22 protein-coding genes and 1 pseudogene are annotated in these 25,146 nt (G+C 71.0%); 9 read left to right on the plus strand and 14 right to left on the minus strand.

What is annotated here, in order from left to right; all coding sequences use genetic code 11:
• The first annotated feature begins 5 nt into the window (after positions 1-5).
• Positions 6-287: a DUF1467 family protein gene (locus tag ACFE7F_RS08130; RefSeq protein ID WP_375403348.1), complete on the plus strand. Its 282-nt coding sequence runs from the start codon at positions 6-8 to the stop codon at positions 285-287.
• A gap of 121 nt (positions 288-408) precedes the next feature.
• Here the strand turns inward: ACFE7F_RS08130 and ACFE7F_RS08135 are convergent, their stop codons facing one another.
• Complete coding sequence (locus ACFE7F_RS08135; protein WP_375403349.1) at positions 409-2,655, minus strand: hypothetical protein; 2,247 nt, start codon at positions 2,653-2,655, stop codon at positions 409-411.
• 110 nt (positions 2,656-2,765) lie between these two features.
• On the opposite strand from ACFE7F_RS08135, the gene ACFE7F_RS08140 reads away from it, so the two are divergent.
• Genes ACFE7F_RS08140 through ACFE7F_RS08155 form a run of 4 tightly spaced genes read left to right on the plus strand, consistent with a single transcriptional unit; the run spans position 2,766 to position 6,775 of the window.
• A complete protein-coding gene (locus tag ACFE7F_RS08140) occupies positions 2,766-3,062 on the plus strand; it encodes an Hpt domain-containing protein (protein ID WP_375403350.1) in 297 nt (98 codons plus the stop codon).
• A gap of 54 nt (positions 3,063-3,116) precedes the next feature.
• Complete coding sequence (locus ACFE7F_RS08145) at positions 3,117-4,286, plus strand: hypothetical protein (RefSeq protein WP_375403351.1); 1,170 nt, start codon at positions 3,117-3,119, stop codon at positions 4,284-4,286.
• Between the two features lie 36 nt (positions 4,287-4,322).
• Complete coding sequence (locus ACFE7F_RS08150; protein WP_375403352.1) at positions 4,323-5,426, plus strand: DUF2336 domain-containing protein; 1,104 nt, start codon at positions 4,323-4,325, stop codon at positions 5,424-5,426.
• Complete coding sequence (locus tag ACFE7F_RS08155; protein WP_375403353.1) at positions 5,423-6,775, plus strand: sensor histidine kinase; 1,353 nt, start codon at positions 5,423-5,425, stop codon at positions 6,773-6,775. The genes ACFE7F_RS08150 and ACFE7F_RS08155 overlap by 4 nt, the downstream gene beginning before the upstream one ends.
• Here ACFE7F_RS08155 and ACFE7F_RS08160 read toward each other — a convergent pair.
• The 3 genes from ACFE7F_RS08160 to gltX are packed head-to-tail and all read right to left on the minus strand — an operon-like array spanning position 6,737 to position 9,653.
• Entirely contained in the window at positions 6,737-6,937 is a 201-nt protein-coding gene (locus ACFE7F_RS08160) for a hypothetical protein (protein ID WP_375403354.1), read from the minus strand. The two genes, ACFE7F_RS08155 and ACFE7F_RS08160, sit on opposite strands and share 39 nt — an antisense overlap.
• Positions 6,938-6,942: 5 nt before the next feature.
• A complete protein-coding gene (locus ACFE7F_RS08165; RefSeq protein ID WP_375403355.1) occupies positions 6,943-8,226 on the minus strand; it encodes a citrate synthase in 1,284 nt (427 codons plus the stop codon).
• Positions 8,227-8,246: 20 nt separating this feature from the next.
• The gene (gene gltX, locus ACFE7F_RS08170) at positions 8,247-9,653 is read right to left on the minus strand and encodes a glutamate--tRNA ligase (protein WP_375403356.1); all 1,407 of its coding nucleotides are present in this window, start codon (positions 9,651-9,653) and stop codon (positions 8,247-8,249) included.
• Positions 9,654-9,710: 57 nt separating this feature from the next.
• On the opposite strand from gltX, the pseudogene ACFE7F_RS08175 reads away from it, so the two are divergent.
• Positions 9,711-11,216 (plus strand): annotated as a pseudogene (locus ACFE7F_RS08175) (ComEC/Rec2 family competence protein); the annotation flags it as partial.
• 562 nt (positions 11,217-11,778) lie between these two features.
• On the opposite strand, the gene lexA reads toward ACFE7F_RS08175, so the two are convergent.
• The 4 genes from lexA to ACFE7F_RS08195 all read right to left on the minus strand — a co-directional run bounded on the left by lexA (position 11,779) and on the right by ACFE7F_RS08195 (position 14,927).
• Positions 11,779-12,432 carry a transcriptional repressor LexA gene (gene lexA, locus ACFE7F_RS08180; RefSeq protein WP_375403357.1) on the minus strand — a complete coding sequence of 218 codons (654 nt, stop codon included), beginning with the start codon at positions 12,430-12,432 and terminating at the stop codon, positions 11,779-11,781.
• 67 nt (positions 12,433-12,499) lie between these two features.
• Complete coding sequence (locus tag ACFE7F_RS08185; RefSeq protein ID WP_375403358.1) at positions 12,500-13,732, minus strand: molybdopterin molybdotransferase MoeA; 1,233 nt, start codon at positions 13,730-13,732, stop codon at positions 12,500-12,502.
• Positions 13,684-14,430, minus strand: coding sequence for a fatty acid desaturase (locus ACFE7F_RS08190; RefSeq protein WP_375403359.1), 747 nt, complete (start codon positions 14,428-14,430; stop codon positions 13,684-13,686). The genes ACFE7F_RS08185 and ACFE7F_RS08190 overlap by 49 nt, the downstream gene beginning before the upstream one ends.
• A complete protein-coding gene (locus ACFE7F_RS08195) occupies positions 14,427-14,927 on the minus strand; it encodes a beta-carotene hydroxylase (protein WP_375403360.1) in 501 nt (166 codons plus the stop codon). Before ACFE7F_RS08195 ends, ACFE7F_RS08190 begins: the two co-directional genes overlap by 4 nt.
• Before the next feature lie 126 nt (positions 14,928-15,053).
• On the opposite strand from ACFE7F_RS08195, the gene ACFE7F_RS08200 reads away from it, so the two are divergent.
• Complete coding sequence (locus ACFE7F_RS08200) at positions 15,054-17,258, plus strand: hypothetical protein (protein WP_375403361.1); 2,205 nt, start codon at positions 15,054-15,056, stop codon at positions 17,256-17,258.
• Positions 17,259-17,383: 125 nt separating this feature from the next.
• Here ACFE7F_RS08200 and moaC read toward each other — a convergent pair whose 3' ends face one another.
• The 4 genes from moaC to ACFE7F_RS08220 are packed head-to-tail and all read right to left on the minus strand — an operon-like array spanning position 17,384 to position 20,227.
• Positions 17,384-17,860, minus strand: coding sequence for a cyclic pyranopterin monophosphate synthase MoaC (moaC, locus tag ACFE7F_RS08205; RefSeq protein ID WP_375403362.1), 477 nt, complete (start codon positions 17,858-17,860; stop codon positions 17,384-17,386).
• Positions 17,857-18,639 (minus strand): indole-3-glycerol phosphate synthase TrpC, encoded by a 783-nt coding sequence (trpC, locus tag ACFE7F_RS08210; RefSeq protein ID WP_375403363.1) that lies wholly within the window; start codon positions 18,637-18,639, stop codon positions 17,857-17,859. Before trpC ends, moaC begins: the two co-directional genes overlap by 4 nt.
• Entirely contained in the window at positions 18,636-19,631 is a 996-nt protein-coding gene (trpD, locus tag ACFE7F_RS08215) for an anthranilate phosphoribosyltransferase (protein ID WP_375403364.1), read from the minus strand. The genes trpC and trpD overlap by 4 nt, the downstream gene beginning before the upstream one ends.
• Entirely contained in the window at positions 19,628-20,227 is a 600-nt protein-coding gene (locus tag ACFE7F_RS08220; protein WP_375403365.1) for an anthranilate synthase component II, read from the minus strand. Before ACFE7F_RS08220 ends, trpD begins: the two co-directional genes overlap by 4 nt.
• A 97-nt stretch (positions 20,228-20,324) precedes the next feature.
• On the opposite strand from ACFE7F_RS08220, the gene ACFE7F_RS08225 reads away from it, so the two are divergent.
• Positions 20,325-20,747, plus strand: a complete 423-nt coding sequence (locus ACFE7F_RS08225) for a hypothetical protein (protein WP_375403366.1) — start codon at positions 20,325-20,327, stop codon at positions 20,745-20,747.
• A gap of 167 nt (positions 20,748-20,914) precedes the next feature.
• Here the strand turns inward: ACFE7F_RS08225 and ACFE7F_RS08230 are convergent, their stop codons facing one another.
• Entirely contained in the window at positions 20,915-22,369 is a 1,455-nt protein-coding gene (locus tag ACFE7F_RS08230) for an anthranilate synthase component I family protein (RefSeq protein ID WP_375403367.1), read from the minus strand.
• A 35-nt stretch (positions 22,370-22,404) separates the two neighbouring features.
• Complete coding sequence (locus tag ACFE7F_RS08235) at positions 22,405-24,342, minus strand: SurA N-terminal domain-containing protein (RefSeq protein ID WP_375403368.1); 1,938 nt, start codon at positions 24,340-24,342, stop codon at positions 22,405-22,407.
• Positions 24,343-24,473: 131 nt separating this feature from the next.
• Here ACFE7F_RS08235 and tpiA point away from each other — a divergent pair.
• Positions 24,474-25,146, plus strand: a 673-nt coding sequence (tpiA, locus tag ACFE7F_RS08240) for a triose-phosphate isomerase (RefSeq protein ID WP_375403369.1), incomplete at its 3' end; no start/stop codon positions are given.

Raw genomic sequence — 25,146 nt, forward strand, 5'->3', positions numbered from 1 at the left:
TCGCGGTGCAATGGACGTCGGCGCTCGCGATCTACCTGCTGTTCTGGTTCTTCTCCGTGTTCGTCGTCCTTCCCTTCGGGATGAGGACGACGCACGAGGCCGGGGGCGAACATGTTCCAGGCCAGGCGGACAGCGCGCCGCATGAATTCGACGCGCGCCGCCTGCTCCTCCGTACGACCGCAGTCGCGACGGTGGCGTTCGGGTTGTATTATCTGAACTACGTCAACGGCTGGATCACGCCCGCGAACGTCAATCTGTTCCTTCGTGAGCGGGCCGATCTGAGCTGATCTGATCCCCCTTCTCCGCCACGCCGGACTTGATCCGGCATCCAGCTTCTTCCGACGACCGCCACCGAGGAGAGGCGGAACCCCGGATCAAGTCCGGGGTGACGGGGCAGGGCCCGCCCGCCTAGCGCAATCGCTCGATCGCCTGCGCCAGCGCAACGTACAACTTGCCCATGTCCGACGACAGCAGCGTGATCCCCAGCGGCGATCCGTCCGCCTGTTGCAGGACACCGCGCAGCATCGCCTCGAAATCGTGGATATAGCGATTGACCGACTCGCGGAAATGCTCGTCCGCATCGTACAGCCGCGCGATGTCGCGTGCGTCGCCGCCGTCGAGCAACCGGACCGCGCGTCTGGTGAACACGCCCCGGTCGCCCTTTAGATAGGCGGCCCAGGCGCTGTCCGACACTTCGGGCCTAAGCAGCTTGGCCACGTCGATCGATGCCGAGTTCAGCGCTTCGATCAGCCCGGCCACGCGCCTGGACAGCGTGTCGCGGCCGCCCTTCTCCCGCTCGTCGCGCGCTTGTTCGATCCGGGCCTCGACGATCGCGGTCTGGTCGGCGATCGCCCGGCATTCGCGCGCGACCCGCTCGGCCGCATGGCTGGCGGCCTCGACCGCCGCGTCGGCCGCCAAGGCAAGCGCCTCGACCTGCCGCTCGACGGTTCCCGACGCGGCTCGGCGCAGCGCCTGCGTGCCCGCCGCCTCCAGCCGGGATACCGCTTCCGGCACGATCGCGGCCAACTTGTCGCGTGCGTCGTCGGCGGTCTGGGCGGCGGTGTCGCGGATGCGGGCCAGCGCCTGGACGAGCTGCGGCGCGGCCTCGTCGGCGAAGCGCCTGGTCCGATCGATCGCCTCGTCGACAGTGTGGCCAAGTGCGTCGGCCTTGGCACGACCGGTCGACAGCGTGCCCAGCAGCTGCTCGGACAGCTGGTCAAGCGTCCGGCGTTGGTCGGCGATGACGCCCGCGATCGCCTCGACCGCGTCATGCGTGCTCTCGGCGGCGGTGACGAGCGCCAACAGTTCGGGCTTGGTTTCGCCGATGACGCGCTTGCTGCCCGCGATCCGCGCGTCGAGGCGAGTGAGCGCTTCGGGCAGCGTTTCGTCGATCTCGCGCGCGGCGGCGTCGAGTGCGATCAGCAGCGACTCGGTCGTCCCGATCGTGTGCGTCGCCATCGCGTCGCCGGCGCGCAATGCTTCGGTCATGGCGTCGGCCGATCCGCCGAGCGCGCTGATCGACGCGGCGAGCGTTTGCGCGCGCTCCGATCCCTGCTCGTGCAGCCGTTCGAGCTGCCCCTCGACCCCCGCGATCCCCGTCTGCAGCCGGTCGACGATCAGGTCGCCCGACGCGCGCTGCATCTCGAGCCGGTCGGCGACCCGCTCGATCACCGCTTCGACCCCGGCGATCCGGTCCGCCAGCGCGTCCGCGCTGTCGCGCGCCGCGCCGTCGAGCCGGGACTGATGCGCGGCAACGGTGGCGATCATCGCCTCGCCCTGCGCCGCGATTCCCTGGCGCGCGCCGTCGACGGTCGCGGTCGTGCGCGCGACCAGCGCATCCACCGTTCGCGCCAAGTCGGCGCTGACCGCCTCCAGCCTCGCGCTCGCGGTGCCGCTCTGCTCCTCCATCCCGGCCAGATGCCGCGCCAGGTTTTCCGCCGCGCCGCGCGCGAGCGAGTCCGCCTCCCGCCCACGGTCGGCCAACGCCGTGACGCGCGCATCGAGCTTGGCCGTGTGATCGGCCGCGGACGCGCCCGCGCGGTCCAGCAGCCGCGCCGCATCCTCCACCCCGGCTTGCGTTCGCGGGAGCGCGGCGAGCAACGCCTCAACGCTTTCTAGCGCGGTCGCTCCCGCTTCGGCGAGACCGCGCGCATGCGCGTCGATGCGGGCGATCTCCGCGCCTACGTCGCGCTCGATCCCGCCGAGCCGCGCATGCGCAGCGTCGCCCATCGCCATCAACGCGCTCACCTGTTCCGACAATCTGACACGGTTGGCGTCGACCGCGTGCGACAAGCCGGATACGGTCCGTTCAAGCCGCGCCGCTTCCTCGCGCATCGCGCGCGCGGTGCCGCCGAAACGCCGCGCCTCCGCCCGGCTGTTCCGCTGGAGCAACAGCCATACCGTCGCCACCAGGATCGGCACGGCGCATAACGCGGGAACGAGCTGGAGCAGCTGCACCGCGTCAAGATCGCCTAATCGCGACCAGGCGATCCACCCCGCGAACGCGATCCAGACCGCGAGGGCAGCCGCCGCTACGAACGGCCAGACCGAACGCGAGGGCTCGACCTCCTCCGGAAACGCACCCGGCCAGGTCGTCTCGGCTTCGTCGTTCCAGCCGGCCGCCTGAGCGAAGCCCTCCTCGGCGCGTAGTTCCACGATCGATCCCCTTGTTGCACATGGTCTACCATGTTTCGACCACGCCACAATCCAGGAGCGACGGATGTCCGTTACGATACATTAACCGGTCCGGCGCTACCCCAAAGGGCATGGCGTATGATCCCGGAGCGATCGAGGCGGCCTTGGCGGCGGCGGTGGGCGACGAGCCCGGGTTGATCACCGAGCTCCGCACGGCTTTTCACGACAGTGCCGACCGGGCCTTGAGCGCGCTCGCGCAGGCGCACGACGAGGGTGCGTGGCGCGAGGCCGCCTGGCGGATGAAGGGCCTCGCCGCCAGCTTCGGCGCGGTCCGGCTGATGGCGCTCGCCGCCGAGGCGGCGGACCAGCCGCATGGTGACCCACGTACGCTTCAGCGTCTGCGCCGCGCGGTGGGACGCTTGGCTTGAGGTCGCTCGTCGACGGGTGGACGGAGACCGTCGCCCACGCCTAACAGCGCGGCCATGCTCGCTGGGTTATTGTTCGCCATCCGTGACGCGGAGGATCGGCCCGACCGGCTCGTCGCTACCCTGCCGTTCGCCGGCACCTCGCTCATCGAATATCAGGCTCGGCTGCTCATCGCGGCGGGCGCGTCGCAGATTGTCGTGGTCGTAACCCGCCTCACTCCCGATCTGCTCGGCGCGATCAGCCGAATCGGCGGGCGCGGCGTCGCCGTCGACGCGGTGCGTGGCGCCGCGGAGGCGGCGGAGAAGCTGCATCCGTTGTCGCGCGTGCTGGTGATGGCCGACGGCTTGGTGACGACCGAGACGATGCTTAAGCCGTTGGCCGGGGACGGGCCCGAAACGTTGCTCGTAATCGCTGACGGCCTCGCCGAGTCGTCGTGCGAGCGGATCGGCGGGCGGATGGCCTGGGCCGGCGTCGCCCGCCTCGGCGCCGCGCGGCTGCGCGATGTCGCGGCGATGCCGTGCGACTGGGACATGCAGTCGGCGCTGCTGCGCGCGGCGTCGCAGAGCGGTGCGGCGCACTTGTTGCTCCCCGCGACGGCGGCGGCCGAGGGTCACGGCGTCGAGTATGATGCAGGCTCGCTCGATGCGCGCAGCCGCGCCGTATTGGCGGGTGCGGTCGCCGACCGTCGGGGCTGGTTCGATCGATGGATCGTCGCCCCGGTCGGCCGTGTCCTGTTGCCCGCACTGGTCGGGCGCGGCGTGTCCGCAGGCGCGGTTGCCGGAGGAGGCTTGGTCCTGGCCGGGCTCGGCCTGGCCGCGATCCGCGCCGAGTGGCTCGTCACCGGTCTGCTCGCGATGTTGAGTGCGGTGATCGCCTGGACGTTGGGCGGCGTGCTCGCCGCGCTCCGAGACGAACGCCGGATCGCGCGCGGGCAGGGGGTCGCCATGTTGATGGCGCCCGCGCTCGCGCTGCTGCTGCTTGCTGAGCGACTTGACGACACGGCGACGTTGGCCATCGCGGTCGCGCTGTTGACGCTGGCGGGTCTGGGCGAACGCGCGATCGTCGGGCGGTCGCGACATCTCTCGTGGAGCGGGTCCGGGGCGTATCTGGCCGTGGTCGCGATCGGCGCGATCGCCGGCGCGCCCGCTCTCGGCCTAGCCGCGGCAGCGATTTATGCAGCGGCGACGCTGGGCGCGGCGATCGAGATGCTGCGGCGCCAAGTTTAGTGCGCCTTTAACCGTGCCCGGGATAGGGCTCGGCGGATGACGTTATATTTCGACTCTGGCGATGATGAAAGTGCCACGACGGCTCACGTCCGCGTGGCCGCCGCGGACGCGCAAGTCGATGCGCGACTTCGCCATGCCGTCGGCGATCTGTTCCTCGCCGATGCGGCCCGTCTGGACGAGCGTACGCGCGCATATGTAGAGGATCTCCTCGCCCGGATCGTCGCCAACGCCGAAGGCGATGTTCGCCGCCGCTCTGCGAGCCTCCTCGTCGCGCGCGGCGCGACCGGCATAGCCGAGGCCTTGCTCGGCGGCGACCCCGTCCTCCCGCGGCTGCGCGATGCCGGGCTGCTCCGCGACCCTGAACTTGTCGGAGAGCTGGTCGCGCGCGTCGAACTGGATGCGCTGTTCGCCGCGCTCGCACCGCCGGCGGACATGCCCGATAGTCCGGGTCTGCTCCCGCTTATGGCCGGTTCGACCGATGACGAAGTCGCCAAGGCGGCGCTGACGTTGCTCGCCGCCGACAACCGTCGCCGCGCCGCCGACGAGGGCGCGGGCTCGGTCGGGAGCGAGCTGCCCGCCAAGCTCCACCGGCGCCTGCTCTGGCTGATCGCCGCGGTAATCCGCGAACAGGGCCTCGACACCGCACGCCCTGGGTTCGGACCTACCGCCGACCGCGATCGCGCGGTTGCCGAGGCGACGCTCCACGTCCTCGCCGAATATGACGAAGACGACCGTCCGGAGGCAGCCGCCGTTCGCCTGGCGAGCGCTGTCGGTGCGCAGACCGACGAACTCGGGCAGCTGCTCGCTCGGACGCTGTCGGACTCCCGCGCGACCTTGTTCACCGCGTTGATAGCTCGAGCGGGCGGCCTGGATCACGATCAGGCGCGCCGCATCGTCACCGATCCGCGCGGCGAACTGCTGGTCCTCATCCTCCACGCGGTCGGCATCGACCGCGCGCGTATCGCGCGCATCGGCGTTGCGCTGGCCGAGGCCGATCCCCGGCGAGACCTGGATCGGCTGGCCGACGCGTTCGATTGGACGGCGGCGCACGACCGAGCCGACGCCCGCGAGGCGATGGCTCCGTTGGCGCTGGGTCGCGACTTCCGCGACGCCGTCCGGTCGCTGGCGAGCTCCGGGTGAGCGTGGCCGAGATCGCGCACGGCATCGTCGATGCCGACGGGCGGCTGACCGACGCGGATGACGTTCTGCTCGGGCTGGTGATGCGCGCGGGCGGAGGCCTTGGCCAGCCGGTCGCGGTGCCTCAGATCGCGACGTTGGCGCGGCTCGCGCGACGGCTCCAGGTCCCGATCGCGCGCGGGGTGATCGTCGCCGACTGCGACGCCGATATCGAGCTGTTCGTAAGCGCGCAGGCCGACGGCGCGGGCGTGCGCCTGTCGGTCGCGGGTTGGCGCGAGCGTCGACCCTGGCGGCCGACGGACGAGAGCGCCCGGTTCGATCTTTTCCTCGCCGATGTCGAATGGCGGTGGGAATGCGATGCCGCGCTTCGGCTCGGTGCGGCATCGATCGCGGCGGGGGAGCGCCACGGCTTCGACGCGGTCGGGCTGCTCGGGCGGCCCATCACCGACCTGTTCGGGTTCGAGCCCGACGGGGCTGAGCGTCTGCCAATCCTGGACGCTCTCGCCGAACGCCGGCCCTTTTCCGCACAGCCCGCCAAGCTCCGCCCGTCGGGTGTCCCCGTGCTCGTCTCAGCGCTTGCGCGTCGGGACTCGGGCGGTGGGTTCGCGGGCTTCGCGGGCGGTGTTCGCATCGTTCGGCAAGCGGTGTCGGAGGCCCCGCCGTCGATCGGCGCGACGCTCGGCGACCGGCTCGAACGCGCGCTCCGGCGACCGCTCGGGCGGATCATCGCCAACGCCGACAGCATCGGCGCGGAGGCGGAGGGTGCGATCGGGCCCGATTACGCGGGCTACGCCGCCGACATCGCCAGCGCGGGGCGGCACTTGATGGCGCTGATCGACGACTTGGCCGATCTGGAGGCGGTCGAGCGTCCGGACTTCACGCCGATGATCGAGTCGATCGACCTAGCCGATATCGCGCGCCGCGCGGCCGGGCTCCTGGCCGTGCGCGCCGCGAATATGGGAGTGACGATCGCCCGGCCTGGTCCGGACGAGCGCGCGTTCGTCCGGGGCGACTTTCGCCGCGTGCTGCAAATCCTGGTAAATCTCGTCGGCAACGCCGTCCGGTATTCGCCCAGCGGTGGCATGGTCACGGTCGCAGTGGATAGAACCGGCCGCGCCCTCGTCGCCGACACCGGCACGGGGATCGAGTTGGAGGATCAGGCGCGCATTTTCGACAAGTTCGAACGGGTCGACGCCGGCGAGTCCGATGGCAGCGGTCTAGGCCTCTACATCGCTCGGCGGCTCGCCCGCACGATGGACGGCGACATTTCGGTCGAGAGCGCGCCCGGGCAGGGCGCGCGCTTCACGCTCCGACTACCGGCGGACCCGCCGGCCGAACAGGATCAGCGCTAGCCCGACGACCGCGAGCACCGTGCCGCGAATCGCCCAGGGCCTCTGATCGATCATGAAGCTGGACGCGGGCCAGTCCACATATCCCAGTCCCTGACCGATCCACAGTACGCCCACCAAGGTCATGATGACGCCCGCGACGATCAGGACGGTGCGCAGCCGCACGTACTTCAGCGCTCGCCGACCGGTACATACGCGCGCTGCGTCGGACCGCTATACAGCTGGCGCGGACGACCGATCTTCTGGTCGGGATCGGTGATCATCTCGTTCCACTGCGCGACCCAACCGACGGTGCGGGCCAACGCGAACAAGGCGGTGAACATCGATGTCGGGAAACCGATCGCCGACAGGATCACGCCCGAATAGAAGTCGACGTTGGGGAACAGCTTCTTGTCGACGAAATATGGATCGCTGAGCGCCATCTCTTCCAACTGGATCGCAACGTCGAACACGGGATCGGACACGCCGAGCTCGCCCAGTACCTCGCGCACTGTCTGCTGCATTACCGTCGCACGCGGGTCGTAGTTTTTATAGACGCGGTGGCCAAAGCCCATCAGACGGAACGGGTCGTCCTTGTCCTTGGCGCGCGCGATGAACTCCGGAATGCGGTCGGGCGTGCCGATCTCGCGCAGCATGTTGAGCGCCGCTTCGTTGGCGCCGCCATGCGCAGGGCCCCACAGGCAGGCGATGCCGGCCGCGATGCACGCGAACGGGTTGGCGCCCGACGATCCGGCGAGACGGACGGTCGAGGTCGACGCGTTCTGCTCGTGATCGGCGTGGAGGATGAAGATGCGGTCCATCGCCCGTTCGACCACCGGATTGACCACGTACGGCTCGGCCGGCACGCCGAAGGTCATGCGCAGGAAATTGCCCGTGTAGCTCAGCGAATTGTCGGGATACAGGAACGGCTGCCCGACCGAATATTTATAAGCCATCGCCGCGATCGTCGGCATCTTGGCGAGCAGCCGGTGGCTGGCGATCGTGCGTTGCACCGGATCGTGGATATCGGTCGAATCATGGTAAAAGGCAGATAACGCGCCGACCACGCCGCACATGATCGCCATCGGATGCGCATCGCGTCGGAATCCGCGGAAGAACGTCGCGAGCTGCTCGTGGACCATGGTATGGCGCGTGATGGTGGTCGAGAACGTCGTGAGTTCGTCGGCATTCGGCAGCTCGCCATTCAGGAGGAGGTAGGCGACCTCCATGAAGGTCGATCGTTCCGCCAGCTCACCGATCGCATAGCCGCGGTGGAGCAGCACGCCCTCATCGCCGTCGATGTAGGTGATCGTCGACCGGCAGCTCGCCGTCGACGTGAAACCGGGGTCGTAAGTGAAGGCGTCGGTCTGCGCGTACAGCTTACGGATATCTACGACGTCGGGCCCGATCGTGCCCGCCAGCACCGGATAGTCGAACTGCTTGCCGCCGAGGTCGAAGCTGGCCGTGTCGCTCATTTCCGTTACTCCCAATCTATTCAGGCGGCCATTTGGTCCGCGATGCGCGCCAGGCTTTCCTCCCGGCCAAGCAGGACCAGGACGTCGAAGATGCCGGGCGAAGTCTTGCGACCCGTCAGCGCGGCGCGGAGCGGCTGGGCGACTTGGCCGAGCTTGACTCCTTGCTCCTCTGCCGTGCGCCGCACCGCACCCTCCAGCGCATCCGTATCCCAGGTGGGCGCGGCGTCAAGCGCGCCGTGCAGCGCCGCGAGGAGGGCCGGAGCATCGCCCGCCAGCAGCCCGGTCGCCGCCCCGTCCATCTCCAGCGGACGGGTGGCGAACAGGAAGCGAGCGCCGTCGCCCAACTCGTTCAGATTGGCCGCCCGCACCTTCAGGACCGGCATCGCGCGCGAGATCGGCTCGACATCGTCCGCCCCGATCCGGGACGCCACCATCGCCGCCAGCCGCGCGTCGTGCGCTTCGCGGATGTAGTGGCCGTTGAGATTCTCGAGCTTCTTGAAGTCGAAACGCGACGGCGACTTCCCGACCGCCGCCAGGTCGAACCAGCGCACCGCATCTTCGCGCGCGATGATCTCGTCGTCGCCGTGACCCCAGCCGAGCCGGAGCAGGTAGTTGCCCAGGGCTTCGGGCAGGATGCCCAGCTCGTCCCGGTACGCCTCGATTCCGACCGCGCCGTGACGCTTCGAAAGCTTGGCTCCGTCCGACCCGTGGATGAGCGGAATGTGCGCATGGACCGGCTTGGGCCAGTCCATCGCGTCGTAGATGGGCAGTTGCCGGAACGCGTTGTTGAGGTGGTCGTCGCCGCGGATCACGTGCGTGACGCCCATATCGTGATCGTCCACGACCACCGCGAGCATGTAGGTAGGCGTACCATCCGACCTGAGCAGCACCATGTCGTCTAGCTCGACATTCTGGACGGTCACGGCGCCCTGAACCTGGTCGTCGATCGTCGTCGCGCCCTCGCGCGGCGCCTTCAGCCGGACGACGAAGGGCATGTCGGCGGGTCCATCGGCCGCACCTTGATCGCGCCACGGGCTACGGATGCGCAAGGGTCGCTTGGCCGCCTCCGCCCGGGCCCGTTGCGCCGAGATCTCGTCGGCGGTCATGTAGCAGCGATAGGCATGGCCATTCGCGACCATCTCGTGCGCGACCTCGGCGTGGCGATCCGCGCGCGCGAACTGGAACGTCGCGTCCCGGTCCTGGTCGAGGCCGAGCCAGCGCATGCCGTCCAGGATCGCGTCGATCGCGCCTTGGGTCGAGCGCGCGCGGTCGGTATCCTCGATGCGCAGGAGGAACTCGCCGCCGTGACGGCGCGCGAACAGCCAATTGAACAGCGCGGTGCGCGCGCCTCCGATATGTAGAAAGCCGGTCGGCGAGGGCGCGAAACGCGTCACCACGCGGCCGGTCGATGTTTGCGTTGCGCTCAACCGCGCCGCCTCCCAAGATGCCCGGCGATGGCCAGTTTCGCCGCCCGCGCCCCTAGCATGCGGTTTCCGCGGCGAACAACCGGCGAGTGGCGCGCGCTCGCGAACGCCGCGATCGAGCGCAAGCTGGAGGCGGAACGCGACCAGCTGCCATTGTGGGTGCCGGTCGGCGTCCTGGCGGGCGTTACGGCTTGGTTCCTGCTGCCCGACGAGCGCGCGTGGGCGGCGGCGTTGCTGTCGCTCCTGGCCGTCGCGGGGATCGGCGCGGCGTTCGCGCGAGGCGGTCGCGCGCCGCTGGTGGTCGGGGTCGGAGCGCTGGCGATGGCGCTCGGGCTGGGGTTGGTCTGGTGGCGGGCGGAGCGGGTGGCCGCACCCATCCTCTCGCGGCCCACGATCGCGGCATTCACGGCCGAGATCGAACGCGTGGAGGCGCTGCCGGCGCGCGAGCTCGTCAGGCTGACTCTCGCGCCCGTCGCTGGGTCAGGGCTGCCGCCGCGCGTGCGGGTGAACCTCGACGAGAAGGATGCGCCCGCTGGACTGACGCGCGGCGCGATCGTGTCCCTGCGCGCGCGGTTGATGCCGCCGCCCGAGGCCGCGCTGCCCGGCGCGTACGACTTTGCGCGCGTGGCCTGGTTCGCGGGGATCGGCGCGACCGGGCGCGGCTTCGCGCCCGTGACCGTGGCGCGCGCGGGGGAGGATGCGTCGAGCTTACGCGAACGCCTCACCCGCCACATCGAGGATCGGCTGGACGGGAGCGTCGGCGGCATCGCGTCGGCGTTGGCGACGGGCGACGAAGGCGCAATCACCGAAGACGATGCCGAGGCGATGCGCCGGGCGGGCCTAGCGCATCTGCTGTCGGTCAGCGGCCTGCACATCACCGCCGTCGTTACCGCCACGATGTTCGTCGCCTTGCGGCTGCTGGCGCTCAGCCCGCGCCTGGCGCTGCGCCTACCGCTACCGGTGATCGCGGCGGGCGCGGGCGCGGTCGCGGCGATCGGCTACACCTGGCTGACGGGCGGTGAGGTGCCGACGATCCGGTCCTGCGTCGCCGCGCTGCTCGTGCTCGCCGCGATCGCCCTCGGTCGCGAGGCGTTGACGCTTCGGCTGGTGGGGGTCGGAGCGCTCGCGGTCATGCTCGTTTGGCCGGAGTCGGTCGCGGGGCCGAGCTTCCAGCTGTCCTTCGCGGCGATCGTCGCGATCGTGGCGCTGCACGAACACCGGCCGGTGCGCGCCTGGTTTGCGCCGCAGGAGGAGGGGTGGATGCGCCACTTCGGCCGCGGCGTGCTGTCGCTCCTCCTGACCGGCGTCGCCGTCGAGATCGCGCTGATGCCGATCGCGGTGTTCCATTTCCATAAGGCCGGACTGTACGGCGCGCTCGCCAATATCGCCGCCATCCCGTTCACGACCTTCGTCATCATGCCGCTCGAGGCGGTCGCGCTGCTGCTCGACACGGTGAGATTGGGCGCACCGGTATGGTGGCTGGTCGGCCATGCTATCGGACTGCTGCTGGCCGGCGCGCGGTGGATCGCCGCAGTGCCTGGCGCGGTCGCGGCGTTGCCCGCTATGCCGGTGGGCGCGTTCGCGTCGATGGTCGGTGGTGGGCTGTGGATTGCGCTGTGGCGGACGGAATGGCGGCGCTGGGGGCTGGCGCCGGTGCTGGCGGGCGTAGTGTGGGCGCTCGCGACGCCGACGCCCGACCTGCTGGTGACCGGGGACGGGCGGCATGTGGCGGTACGGCTGGAGGGCGGGCGGCTCGCGATGCTTCGCGACCGAACGGGCGATTACGTGCGCGACATGCTGGCCGAAAACGGCGGCGTGGACGGCGAGCCGCTGCTGCTGGCCGAACAGGCGGAGTCGGCGTGCAACCGCGACTTGTGCACCGTCCAGGTGGGCGACCTTCGGATCGCCGCGACCCGGAGCGCGTATCTGATGCCGATCGCTGAGGTGACGGCCCTATGCGGGCAAGTCGATGTCATGATCAGTGAGCGGCGACTGCCCCGAACATGCGTTCCACGCTGGCTGAAGCTGGACCGTCCGATGCTGGCGCGGACGGGTGGTGTCGCGGTCACGCTCGCTACGGGGCGGATCACGACCGTCCGGACACCGGGCGACCGGCACCCGTGGCGTGTCAATCGTAGCGGCGCAGAAGCCCCGACAGCTTACCCTGCACGCGCACCTGGGCAGGCGTATAACGCTGCGGATCGTAGGCGCGGTTGGCGGGATCGAGACGCACCATCGCGCCCTCCCGGCGGAAGTACTTAAGCGTCGCCTCAGAGTCCTCAATTAGCGCCACGACGATCTCGCCGTCGCGCGCGTCCTCGGTCCGGCGGATCAGCGCATAGTCGCCGTCGAGGATGCCGGCCTCGACCATCGAGTCGCCCGACACCTCCAGCGCGTAATGCTCGCCCTGGCCGAGCAGGGCGGCGGGAACGGGGAGCATGGTCGATCCCTCGAACGCCTCGATCGGGACACCCGCGGCGATGCGGCCGTGCAGCGGGATCTCGACCACGTCGTTTGCTGGCTTGGGCGGGGTCGTCGCCTTGGTGCGGGCGGGCTTCTTTTCCACGCGCTCGGGCATGCGCAGGATTTCCAGCGCGCGGGCGCGGTTGGGAAGGCGGCGAATGAAGGCGCGCTCCTCCAATGCGGAAATCAGCCGGTGGACGCCCGACTTCGACTTGAGGTCGAGCGCGTCCTTCATCTCCTCGAACGACGGCGAGATGCCGGTGTCGTTCAGCCGGTCGTTGATGAAGCAGACTAGTTCGTGCTGCTTGCGCGTGAGCATGGTGGTCCTCCGCCGGAACATAGTCTCAGAACAGACTGGGAACCAATATGGAACGGCTGACCCGATGTCAACAGAGGTCGAGGATTTCCGCCGAGTCGCCGGCCATCGCGGCGGGAGCGTGCGGCGGGCGGACGATAAGGCAGGTCGATCGCGCGAGCGTGAGCAGCATGGAGCTGTCCTGGATCGTCGACGCATACACCCGGCCGGCGCGGTGCTCGGCGCGTAGATAGTCGGCGCGGACGCCGTTTGCGGGCAGGTCTTCCCCGAGTGTGGCGGTGTTCGTCCGGGGCAGCGGATCGGCGGCGCCCGCAAGCCGGGCGATCGCCGGTCGGACGAAGAGTAGTGCGGTGACGAAGGCGGAGACCGGGTTGCCGGGCAGGCCGAGCACGAGCGTCCCTCGGAGGCGGCCCGCCATCATCGGCTTGCCGGGGCGGAGCGCGATGCGCCAGAAATCGACGGTACCGCCTGCGGCTTCGAGCGCAGGGCGGACCAGGTCGTGATCGCCGACCGACGCGCCGCCGGTGGTGACGAGCAGGTCGGCGTGGATGTTGGCGAAGGTGCTGCGCATCGACGCAAGATCGTCGGGGAGGATGCCGAGGTCGATGAGGTCGACGGGGAGGTCGGCGAACATCGCGGCGAGCATGACGCCGTTTGATTCCGGAAGCTTGTCGGGGGATGCTGAGACGTCGCGCGAGAGTTCATCGCCGGTCGCGGCGAGCGCAACACGGACCGGGCGGTGGACGGATGTTGCCACGTGCCCGGCGAGTGCGGCCACCGCCACGCGTGCGGGGGTCAGGCGCTGGCCCTTTTCGATCAATAATCGACCTTCGTGGAAATCGAGGCCGCGGGGGCGGGTGTTCGCACCGGGGTGGGGCGGACCTTCGCCCGACAGGGTCAGCGCGGCACCGTCGCGGGTCGCCTCCTCCTGGATCAGCACGGTGTCCGCAGCGTCCGGCATAGCGGCGCCCGTGAAGATGCGCGTCGCCTGGCCTGCCCCGACCGCGCCGGCGAACGGCCGCCCGGCCGCGCTTTCGCCGATGACGGTCCAGGGGCCGGGGAGGTCGGCGTGGCGGATCGCGTAGCCGTCCATCGCCGACAGTGCGGCGGCGGGTTGGGTGCGGAGCGCATGGACGTCGTCGGCCGCCCAGCGTCCTGCGGCCTCGGCGAGGGATACGGTCTCGGTCGCGACGGGACGGGCGAGCGCCAAGAGCCGCGCCTGCGCTTCGGCGACGGGCAGGAGTGTTCCGTCGGTCAGGCGCTCACGGCCCCGGACGCGCGCCGCAGCCGGGGCAGCGCCCACCAAGGCGTATTCGGCGAGAGGTGATGTTCGTGGTGATAGCCGCCGAAATGATAGCAGGTCAGGAGCGACAGCAGCGGCGCGACCCGCGTCGAGCGCGCGTTGTGGCGGTCGGCGAACGGCTCGTCCCCGTGCCGGTGGGGCAGATATGTCCCGAACAGAAACAGCTGCCCGAGCGCCAGCAGCGCGGGCACGGCCCAGAACACGACGATGTTCCCGAGCTCCGCCCCGAGCAGCAGCACATAGATCAGCGCAACCACGGTGATCCGCACGATCTGCGCGTGGCTGTAATAGCTGCGGAAGAACGCCAGGAACCAGCGCGGGGCGGAGCGCGGATGATCGGGGCTGAAATCGGGGTCGTCCGCCGTCCCGACATGGCGATGGTGAAGGTGGTGCTTGGGCTCCAGCCGGCCGTAGGACAGCCCGGCATAGAGCGCGAGGGCGGCGGTCCCGACGGTGCGGTTAATGCGTGGCCGACCCGGAGCGAGCGCGCCGTGCATCGCGTCATGCGCGACGATGAAAAGGCCCGTGCTCAGCCAAGCCTGGACGACCACCAAAACCGCCGCGACAGGCACGCTTGCGGGCGTCCATTGCCAGAAAAAGATGCCGACGACGTGGATCGTCAGCCACGCCGCCGCGATCAGCGCGGCGAGCGCCAGGCCGATGCGCGTCTGCCGCTGTTTGGCCGCCACGGCCGTCACCGCGCGCCGCTCCCCTGCGACATCCGCACGCGGCCCTCGCCCGCGCGCAACTGCTCCTTGAGCCGCGCCGGGGAGGGGGCGAGCAGGAAGCCGTGACTGACGGTGCCGTCGCGACCCTTGACCGCATGGTGGAGCCGGTGCGCCTGAAGCAGCCGCTTGGCATAGCCGCGCTTGGGCACCCAACGGAAGCCGAAGCGCTGATGCACGAGCATGTCGTGGACGAAGAAGTAGATCAGGCCGTAGACGGTGACGCCCAGCGCCGCCCACCAGACCCGCTCGTACCAGATGCCCGCGGTGAACATCGCGGTGACGATCCCGGAAAAGACGACGGCGTACAGGTCGTTCTTTTCGTACAGATCGTCGTGCGGCTCGTGATGCGAGCGGTGCCAGCCCCAGCCGAGCCGCCCGTGCATGACGTAGCGGTGCGTGCCCCAGGCGAAGCATTCCATGAACGCGACCATGCCGACGACCCAGGCGGCCCTTTCAACCCAGCTCATGCGCGAACCCTTCCACCTGTCCATCATAGGGGTTGCGGAGCCGGACCGCGAGGGTTCGTAGGTCGACCACACTTGTAATCGCTAGCGGAATGCGTATGGGAATGCCCGAACGAGGGAGGGGCGGACATGCGGTCGATGATACGGACGGCAGCGTTGGGGCTGGTGGTTTCGTGCCAGCCTGCCCTAGCGCAGGAGGGCGAACGACCGGCATCGCCAGTTGCCGACCCGGCCGCGACCCGGTCGGACGAGCCCGCGCCGCCCGCACCTGCCGCCGATCCGATCGCCGCGCCCCTGGCCGACGGCGCGCCCGCGCAGACGCAGACGCCGCTTGCCGGGGCCGCGCCCGCCGCGACCGGGGCGGCGGACGGGCGGCTGACCTACGACGCCGCATTCTTCCGCGCCTTCTCGCCCGCCAACGCGCTGCAGATCGTCGAGCGGACGCCGGGGTTCCAGCTCGAGATCGGCGACGAGGAGGTGCGCGGCTTCGGCGGCGCGGCGGGCAACGTCGTGATCGACGGCCAGCGGCCGAGCAGCAAGAGCGACACGCTCGACACGATCCTGCAGCGCATCCCCGCCAGCCGCGTGGCGCGCGTCGAGATCGGGCGCGGCGACCTGTTCGGCGCGGAGTTCGCCGGTCGGCCGCAGGTGCTGAACCTGGTGCTGGCACCCGGCGGCGGCCTCGCGGGGACGGCCGAGGCGACGGTCCGCCGCGACTATACGGGCAAGCTGTTCCCGCAAGGGAGCGCGTCCGCGCTGGTCCGGCGCGGCCGGTCGAGCCTGAATCTGGCCGCCGCGTTCGAGAACGATTCGACGTCGGAGCAGGGGTACGACCGCGTCACGCGCCTGTCCGACGGGCGGGAACTGGAGTTCCGGCGCAAGGTCAACCGCATCGCCAACCCGAACGGGTATGTGTCGGGGGCGTTCGAGTTCAATGGCGGTGCGAACGACACCGCGCATCTGAACGCACGGGTGGCGCGCGACCGGTTCGACCTTCGCCAGCGCAACGCCGTCACCCTGTTCGCCGGCCCCGCGCGCGACGACCGGCTGACGCAGTCGTACGATCTCGACAGCTACGAGCTGGGCGGCGACTATACCAAGCCTTTCGCGGGCGGGGCGGTCAAGCTGGTCGGGCTCGCCGTGCGCAAGCGGCGCGACAACCAGGACGAATCGTTCCTGCGCGTCCAGGGCGACATGATCGGCGGCTTTACCCAGTCGCGCGCGGACAGCCGCGACGAGACGGTGGTGCGCGTCGTCTGGAACCGATCCGACCTTGGCGGCTGGAGCGTGGAGACCGGCGTCGAGGGCGCGCTGAATACGCTGGACAGCGCGGTCGACCTGTTCGGTCTGGCGGCTGGCGGGGCGGCGACGCGGATCGACCTGCCCGTCGACCGCGCGGTGGTCGAGGAGTACCGGGGCGAGGCGTTCGTCAATGCGGGGCGGCCGATTACGGGCAAGCTTCGCGTCGATCTGGGCGTCACGTTCGAAGCGTCGGAGCTGACGGTGAGCGGCGACGCGAGCGCGAACCGCACCCTGCGCTTCGTCAAGCCGCGCGCGACACTCGACTGGCGCTTCGGCGAGGGTTGGCACGCGCAGGCGTCGCTCAAGCGCACGGTCGCGCAGCTGCAGTTCGAGGATTTCATCAGCGTCGCCGAGCTGTCGAACGAGCGCGTGAACGGCGGCAATGCCGAGCTGCTGCCGCAACGCGCCTGGGAGGCGCTGGCGTTCGTCGAGCGGCCGATCCTGGGCGACGGCCTGATCCGGCTGGAGGCGGGGTACAACCGCATCTCGCTGGTCCAGGACCGGGTGCCGACGCCGGAAGGCTTCGACGCGCCGGGCAATCTGGGAAACGGCGAGCTGTTCCTGCTGCGCGGGCGCATCGACGCGCCGCTCACGCGGTTCGGGATCAAGGGCGGGCGGGCGACCTTCTACGCATCGTATGTCGGCACGCGCGTCGAGGATCCGTATACGGGCGAGGGACGGGCGTTTTCGGGCACGTCGCCGCTCGTGATCACCGGCAGCTTCCGCCAGGACGGCCGCAAGTTCGCCTGGGGGTTCGACATCGAGGGAGCGGCACCGTCGACCTTCTTTCGGCAGAACGAACTCGACCGCAACTTCGTGCGGACGCCGTATGTGAGCGCGTTCGCCGAATACCGGCCTACGCCGCGCACCACCGTCACCGCGGGGCTGGAAAACGCGACCGGCCGGCCGGCGTTTCGCAGCCGCACCTTCTTCCAGCCCGACCGGAAGACGCCCGATCCGTCGGTGCTGGAGTTCCGCCGCCGCAACCAGCATGTGATTCCGTATCTGACGGTGAAGCACAGCTTCGGGTAGGCTTGGTTGAGGATAAACTCATTCGTCACCCCGGACTTGATCCGGGGTCCCGCTTGTCCAGGCAGCCGCGAGAAGAAGCGGGACCCCGGGTCGAGCCCGGGTGACGGGGATTGGTTTGGTGTGGGCTAGCGCTGGTCGGCGGTCCAGTCGCCCGAGCGGCCGCCGGACTTGGCGACGACGCGGACGTCGCCGATCGTCATGGTGCGGTCGAGCGCCTTGGCCATGTCGTACACCGTCAGCAGCGCGGCGGAGACGGCGGTGAGCGCCTCCATCTCGACGCCGGTCTTGCCGTCGGTCGCGACGTTGGCGGTGACCGCGACGCCGGTGCCGTCGAGCGCGAGGTCGAGCGTTACCCTGGTGATCGGGAGCGGGTGGCAGAGGGGGATCAGGTCGCTCGTGCGCTTGGCGGCCATGATGCCCGCCACGCGCGCGACCGCGAGCACGTCACCTTTCTTCACCGCCCCCGCGCGGATCGCGGCGGCGGCCTCGGCGCTCATGGCGATCCGGCCGGTGGCGGTCGCCTTGCGCGCGGTGACCGGCTTGCCGCCGACATCGACCATGCGGGCCGCGCCGTCCGCGTCCAGGTGAGTGAGGCCGCTCACCCGACGAGCGCGCGCGTGGCGGCGGCGATGTCGGGGGCGCGCATCAGCGCCTCGCCGATCAGGAAGCAGCGGATGCCGTGTTCCGCCATCGCGTCGAGGTCGGCGCGGGTGGTCAGGCCGGATTCGGCGACGAAGGTGCAATCCTTGGGAGCATGCGCGACGAGTTCGTAAGTTCGCGCGAAGTCGACGGTGAAGTCGCGCAAGTTCCGGTTGTTGACGCCGATCAGCCGCGAGCGGAGGCGCGCGGCGCGGTCGAGCTCCGCGCGGTCGTGGACTTCGATCAGCACGTCCATGCCGTGGGCGAGCGCGGCGCTCTCGATCTCGTAGGCGGCCGCGTCGTCGAGCGCGGCCATGATGAGCAGCACCGCATCCGCGCCTAGCGCGCGCGATTCGGCAACCTGCCAGGGGTCGATCAGGAAATCCTTGCGGATCGCGGGGAGGGGGACCGCCTCGCGCGCGGCGACGAGGTATGCGTCGGAGCCTTGGAAGTAGCGTTCGTCGGTCAGCACCGACAGGCAGGCCGCGCCGCCGTCGGCATAGGCGCGGGCGTGCGCGGGCGGGTCGAAATCGGCGCGGATCACGCCCTTGGACGGGCTGGCGCGCTTGATCTCGGCGATCAGCGCGTGGCCGTCCGCGCTGCGCCGGTCGAGCGCCGCCTTGAAGCCGCGCGGTGGGCTTTGCGCGGCGATGCGGCGATCGAGGTCGGACAGCGAGGTCGCGGCGCGGCGGGCGGCGACCTCCTCGCGCTTGGTGGCGAGGATTTGCGCGAGGATCGTCACGGGTACGCGATCCAGGCGTCCAGCAGCCGCCGGGCGCGGCCGTCGTCGATCGCCTCCGCCGCCTCGCCCGCGCCGCCCCGGAGCGTGGTGCACCTGCCGGCGACTAGGAGCGCGGCGGCGGCGTTGAGGAGCACGGCGTCGCGGTAGGCACCGGGGGCACCGCCGAGCAGCGCGCGGAGAGCGGCGGCGTTCTCCGCCGGGCCGCCCCCCCGGATCGACTCGATCGGGTGGCGCGGCAGGCCGGCGTCCTCGGGCGTGACGTGGGAGCGACACGCGACCGCGCCGACCGCGACGACGGTGCTGGGGCCGGCGCAGGACAGCTCGTCGACCGCTTCGTCGCCCGACACGACGAGCGCCGCCTCGGTCCCGAGCTGCGCCAGCGCCTCGGCATAGAGCGGGGCATAGTCGGGGCGGGCGATGCCGAGCAGCTGGCGCGAGACGCGCGCGGGGTTGGCGAGCGGGCCCATCAGGTTGAAGATCGTCCGCCGACCGAGCCGCCGCCGGATCGGCTGGATGCGCGCCATCGCCGGGTGGTGGTTGGCCGCGAACAGGAAGCAGATGCCGAGGTCTCGGAGGGATGCCTCCGCGCTCGCCCCGGCGCGCTCCATATCGAGGCCGAGCGCCTCCAGCGTGTCGGCCGCACCTGCCTTGGACGAGGCGGCGCGGTTGCCGTGTTTGGCGACGGGGACGCCCGCCGCCGCGACGACGAGCGCGACGGCGGTGGAAACGTTGAGGGTGTGGTGGCCGTCGCCGCCGGTTCCGCATACGTCGATCGCTTGGCGAGGCGCGTTGATGGGGATCAGGCGTTCGCGGAGGGCTCGGGCGGCTTCGGCGATTTCGAGCGCGGTCTCGCCGCGGTCGGAGAGCCGGGTGAGGAACTCGCCGATCGCGGCCTCGGTCGCGCGGCCGTCGAGGATGTCGGCGAAGGCGGTGCGCGCCGCCTCGCGCGACAGGGGCGAGGACGGGTCGGGCAGGAGCGCGAGGCTGGTCACGCGGGCGTGGGGACGAGCGGGTGCGGAACTACGGCGATCCCGGCGGCGCGCAGGAAGTTAGCGAGCATGGCGTGGCCGTGCTCGGTCGCGATCGACTCCGGGTGGAACTGGACGCCGTGGATCGGCAGGGTGCGATGGCGGACGCCCATGACGACGCTCCCGACGCGCGCGTTGACGACGAGCTCGCCGGGCACGTCGCGCACGATCAACGAATGATAGCGCGTGGCGTGGAAGGGCGAGGGCAGGTCGGCGAACACGCCCGTCCCGTCATGCTCGATCAGGCTTGTCTTGCCGTGCATCAGCCCGCCGCGGCCGACGCGCCCGCCGAAATGCTGGCCGATCGCCTGGTGGCCCAGGCACACGCCGAGCAGCGGGCGCGCCCCGTCGACGCAGGCGGCGACGAGATCGAGGCTGACGCCCGCGTCGTCGGGAGTGCGGGGACCGGGCGAGATCAGGAACGCGTCGGCCCCGCTCGACATCGCCTGGCCCGCGGAGATCGCGTCGTTGCGCACGACCTCGACCTCCACGCCCAGCTCCTGGAGGTAGTGGACGAGGTTCCAGGTGAAGCTGTCGTAATTGTCGATCACGAGGATCATGTGGGCGGCTTTAACGCGTCGGCGGGCCTGCGCAAATCGTTTGGCGGCGGGAGCCGTCGGACGATACGTGCGTTGGCTGGTCGAGGGAGTTTGGAACATGCGTATGCTGGTGATGATCGCGGCCCTGATGAGTTCAGGCGGGGCGATGGCCCAAAGGGACGTCCAGGCGGAAACGGGCCAGCCGCCGCAGCGCATCCGCAGCGTGTCGATCACAGCTGGCGAGCGCTGCCCGCCCTCGACCGAGACCGAAATCGTCGTGTGCTATCAGGGCGGCAACCCGTACCGCATCCCGCCGGGCTTGCGCGAAAGCGCGCCGAGCGCCGCGAGCCAGAGCTGGGTCAACCGCGCGGCCAACATCGACCAGGCGAGCCGCGTCGCGGGCGGGTTGCCGGATACGTGTTCGCCGATCGGCTTCGGCGGTCAGACGGGCTGCGCGCTGACGCAGAACCGCGCCTATGCGGCGGACAAGCGCCAGCGGGAGCTGGACGAGCGGTTGGCTCCGGGCGGTGACGATGACTGACAAGTAACCCTCTCCCGCTTTCGCGGGAGAGGGACAGGCGCGAAGCGCCAGGGTGAGGGCCGGACCTCGCCCAGAGAGGCCCGGCCCTCACCCTCGCCGCGGCTACGCCACGTCTTTCCCTCTCCCGCGGAGCCGAAGGCGGGCGTAGCCCTACGCGGGAGAGGGTTTTATTGTCCGAACCCCGCCTCGCGCGCCCTAGCCACCGCCTCCCGCGCCGCCGCCAGGATCGCCCCCGCCTTCGCCTCGCACTCGCGTTGCTCGGACGCCGGGTCGCTGTCGGCCACGATCCCAGCGCCGGCCTGCGCGTGGATCACACCGTCCTTCACCACCGCCGTCCGGAGCACGATGCATGAATCCATCGATCCGTCCGGCGAGAAATAGCCGACTCCGCCTGCGTACGCGCCGCGCTTCTCGCCTTCCAGCTCGGCGATGATCTGGCAGGCGCGTACCTTGGGCGCCCCCGAGACGGTGCCCGCCGGGAAGCCCGCGAACAGCGCGTCGAGCGCCTCCTTGGCCGGATCGAGGTCGCCGACAACGTTCGATACGATGTGCATGACGTGGCTGTACAGCTCGACGGTATAGCTGTCCGTTACGCGCACGCTGCCGGGCGTCGCGGCGCGGCCGACGTCGTTGCGGCCGAGATCGAGCAGCATCAGATGTTCGGCGCGCTCCTTGGGGTCGGCGAGCAGGTCGGCGCGGTTGCGGTCGTCCTCGGCGGCGGTGCGGCCGCGCGGGCGGGTGCCCGCGATCGGGCGGATCGTGACCTCGCCGTCGCGCGCGCGGACCAGGATCTCGGGGCTGGAGCCGATCAACGCGAAGCCGGGCAGGTCGAGATGGTACAGGAACGGCGACGGATTGATCCGCCGGAGCGACCGGTACAGCTCGAACGGCGGGAGCGCGAACGGCGCGGAGAAGCGTTGGGCGAGCACCACCTGGAACACGTCGCCCGCCGCGATGAACTCCTTGGCCGCCGCGACCATCGCGCCGTATCGGCCCGGCAAAAGCGCGGGCGTGTAGGCGGGATCGGGCGCGTCGGCGCGGACGGGTGCGGGCAGGGCGGTGGCGGCCAGCCGCGCCGCGACCGCGTCCAGCCGCTCTTCGGCTTGGCGCAGGATCGCCTCGGCCTCGCGCGCAGGGTCGGGCCAGGCGGGTGCCACGAGATACAGCGCGTCCGCCAACCGGTCGAACACCAGGATCACCGTCGGCCGCACGAACATCATGTCCGGTAGTCCCAGCGGATCGGCCGCGGGCTCGGGAAGCGTTTCCACCAGCCGCACCGTCTCGTAGCCGAAATAGCCGACCAGGCAGGCCAGCGCGCGCGGCAGCTCGGTTGGCACATCCGCGCGGCACTCGGCGACGAGCGCGCGGAGCGCCTCGAGCGTGGGCGCGGGGCAGGGGTGGAATGCGTGCTCGTCGGTCAGCCAGTCGCGGTTGACCTCCGCCCGTGCGCCGTGCGCGCGGAAGACGAGATCGGGCGCGAGCCCCAGCAGCGAATGCCGCCCGCGCGTCGACCCGCCCTCGACCGATTCGAGCAGGAAGTCGCCGCGCCCCGGCTCGAACAGCTTGAGCGCGGCGGCGACCGGCGTTTCCGTGTCGGCGACCTGCCGCCGCCAGACCAGCACCGGACGGCCCGCCCTTAGTTGCGCGCGAGCGTCGGTTACCGCGACTGTCCCTGCAACTCGGCGCGGACGCGGCCGACGGCGGCGCGGTCGATCTCGACCCCGACCGCGTTCCGCGCCGCGCGGACGAACTGTTCGGCGTATTCGCGGCCTACCACGCGGCCGAGATCGGCGCGGGTGGCGTCGATCAGCTGGCGGTTGCCGCGCGCGTCGCCCGGCCGCACCCGGTCGAGCTTGATCACGAGCCACCCGTCGCGGCCCGGCGATTCGAGCAGCTTGGCCGTTCCCGGCGCCATGGCGAAGAGCAGCGCCAGCGCGGGCTCGACGCCGCGCGGGTTGGCGGCGATCTGCGACCGCGCGATGTCGAGCGGGCGCGGCGGCGGGAGCCGGAGCCCCGTGCTGCCGAGCGCCTGGGCGAGCGGCGCCCCCTTGCCCGCGCGCGCGACCACCTGGAGCGCGATCCGCCGCGCCGCCTGACGCGCGCGGTCGGCGCGGAGGTCGCGCGTGACCTGGGGCGCGATCTGGGCGAGCGGGCGCGGCGCGGCGGGCGTGACCTGGCCGAGCGCGACCAAGGCGAAGCCGCCATCCGTCCCGAGCGGCACGATCTGCGGCGCATCGCCCTGCTCGACCGCGAACGCCGCCTGGAGGACGGGCGCGAGCGCCGGGTCCGGCTGGGCGCCCGGCGCATCGGGATCGATCCCGCCCGCGAGCAGGGACCGCGTCGCCTGCGCCTGGAGCTTACGATCGGCGACCACCTCGTCGAACGTGGAGCCGCCCGTCAGCGCCTCGTCGACCGCCGCTTGCGCTTCCGCCAACGCCTCGGCGGTCTTTCGCTGCGTGAGCGCGGCGACGATCTCCGTCCGCACTTCGGCCAGGGGCCGACCGGCGGAGCGCGTCACCGCGTCCACCCGCGCGACCACGAAGCCGAGCGGCCCGCGTACCGGCCCGATCAGCGTGCCCTGCGCCGCGCCGAAGGCGGCGGTCGCGGCGGCATCACCGGCGAGCGACGCATAGGCGGCGCGGTCGGTCGCGGTCTGCGTCGTCGCCTCCAGCCCGGCCGCGCGCGCGGCGTCGGCGATGCTGCGTCCGGCGCGGACGTTCGCGGCCAGCGCGTTCGCCCCGCCCTGATCGGCGACGACGACCTGCGCGATCGTGCGCCGCTCGGCAGGGGCATAGCGGGCGCGGTCCGCGGCGTACGCCGCCGCGATCTCGGCGTCGGTCGGCTGCGCGCGGCTCGCGACCTGCGCCGGGGAGACGACTGCATACCGCACCGCGCGCCGCTCGGGCACCGTGTAGCGGGACAGGTTGCGCGTATAGAAGGTGTTGAGCTCCATCCCGCTCGGCGCGGTTCCGGAGCCGATCGCGGAGACGGGCACGAAGCCGATCTGCCCGGCGCGCCGCTCCAGGAGCAGCGACGCGTAGGGGAGCGCGAGCTGTGCGGGCACTTGGGCGGCGCCGACCTGCGGCGCGGTCAGCCGCTGCCCCATCAGCTCGCGCGCGATGTCGCCGCGTACCTGTGCATCGGTCAGGCGACGCTGCCGGAGCAGGCTTTGATACAGGTTCTGGTCGAACTGTCCGGTCGGGCCGAGCAGCGCCGGGATGCTCGCGATCTGCCCGTCGATCGACCGCTTGCTGACCGCGACGCCCTCGCGGTTGCCGAACGCCCACAGCGCGCGCCCGTCGACCAGCCGCTCGACCGCTTGATCCAGCCCGCCCGCCGCCAGATACTGCGCGGCGTCGAAGGTCGGCTGGCGCTGGCGGGCGGCCTCGATCTGCGACTCGGCGGCCTGGCGCAGTTCCAGCACGGGCACGCCCTCGCCGCCGACCTCGGCGATGTCGCCGCTCGCGACCGAGCCGCCGGGCGTGATGTCGCTGACATCGGCGGCCGCGAAGGCGAAGGCGATCGCGCCCAGCACCAGGAACGACACGATGACCCCCGCCCGCGATTTGGTGAAACGCCGAAAGACTTGGAGCATGGGTAGGGCGGGACCGATCGCGCTTGGGAAGACGCCCGGACCCTTACGGGTGCGACCGCCCGCCATCAAGCGGGCGGTTGCGCGCGCGGGCGGGCCCGCTATCGACGTCGTGAACGACCGGGAGGGTGGATATGCGGCGCAAGTTGATCGCGGGCAATTGGAAGATGAACGGGAACGTCGGCGCGCTGGGCGAGCTCGACGCGATCGCGGCGGCGACCGCGGCGCTACCTGGGGTGGACGTCGCGGTCGCCGTGCCCGCCACGCTGATCGAGCTTGCGTCCGACCGCGCGCCCGCGCTCATGATCGGCGCTCAGGACGTGCATCAGGCCGCGGGCGGCGCGCATACCGGCTGCATCTCGGCGGCGATGGTCAAGGAGGTCGGCGCGCGTTTCACGATCGTGGGCCATTCCGAACGCCGCGCCGACCAGGGCGAGACCGACGCGCAGGTCCGGGCCAAGGCGGAGGCCGCGCGCGCCGTCGGGCTCCACGCGATCCTGTGCGTGGGCGAGACGGCGGCCGAGCGCGACGCGGGTCGGGCGGAGGCGGTCGTCACCGCGCAGCTCGCCGCCTCGTTGCCGGAGGGCGCTGCGGGCGACTGGCTGGCGATCGCCTACGAGCCGGTCTGGGCGATCGGCACCGGCCGCACACCCACCGTCGCCGATGTGGCCGCGATGCACGGCGCTCTCCGGGTGAAACTCCGTGAACTGGCGGGCGCGGAGGCGGACGCGATCCGACTGCTGTATGGCGGCTCGGTCACGGACGCGAACGCCGCCGAGCTGCTCGGCGCGGGCGACGTCGACGGCG

Origin of the sequence: uncultured Sphingomonas sp. (genome assembly GCF_964235535.1) — a bacterium.
Classification (GTDB): domain Bacteria; phylum Pseudomonadota; class Alphaproteobacteria; order Sphingomonadales; family Sphingomonadaceae; genus Sphingomonas.

Coding starts and splice junctions, on each gene's coding strand:
- ACFE7F_RS08165 (WP_375403355.1), bottom strand. CDS start 8,226: ATGAGCGACACGGCCAGCTTCGACCTCGGCGGCAAGCAGTTCGACTAT.
- ACFE7F_RS08195 (WP_375403360.1), bottom strand. CDS start 14,927: ATGAGCTGGGTTGAAAGGGCCGCCTGGGTCGTCGGCATGGTCGCGTTC.
- ACFE7F_RS08225 (WP_375403366.1), top strand. CDS start 20,325: ATGCGTATGCTGGTGATGATCGCGGCCCTGATGAGTTCAGGCGGGGCG.
- ACFE7F_RS08220 (WP_375403365.1), bottom strand. CDS start 20,227: ATGATCCTCGTGATCGACAATTACGACAGCTTCACCTGGAACCTCGTC.
- ACFE7F_RS08140 (WP_375403350.1), top strand. CDS start 2,766: ATGGCGTATGATCCCGGAGCGATCGAGGCGGCCTTGGCGGCGGCGGTG.
- ACFE7F_RS08150 (WP_375403352.1), top strand. CDS start 4,323: ATGACGTTATATTTCGACTCTGGCGATGATGAAAGTGCCACGACGGCT.
- ACFE7F_RS08200 (WP_375403361.1), top strand. CDS start 15,054: ATGCGGTCGATGATACGGACGGCAGCGTTGGGGCTGGTGGTTTCGTGC.
- ACFE7F_RS08145 (WP_375403351.1), top strand. CDS start 3,117: ATGCTCGCTGGGTTATTGTTCGCCATCCGTGACGCGGAGGATCGGCCC.
- ACFE7F_RS08235 (WP_375403368.1), bottom strand. CDS start 24,342: ATGCTCCAAGTCTTTCGGCGTTTCACCAAATCGCGGGCGGGGGTCATC.
- lexA (WP_375403357.1), bottom strand. CDS start 12,432: ATGCTCACGCGCAAGCAGCACGAACTAGTCTGCTTCATCAACGACCGG.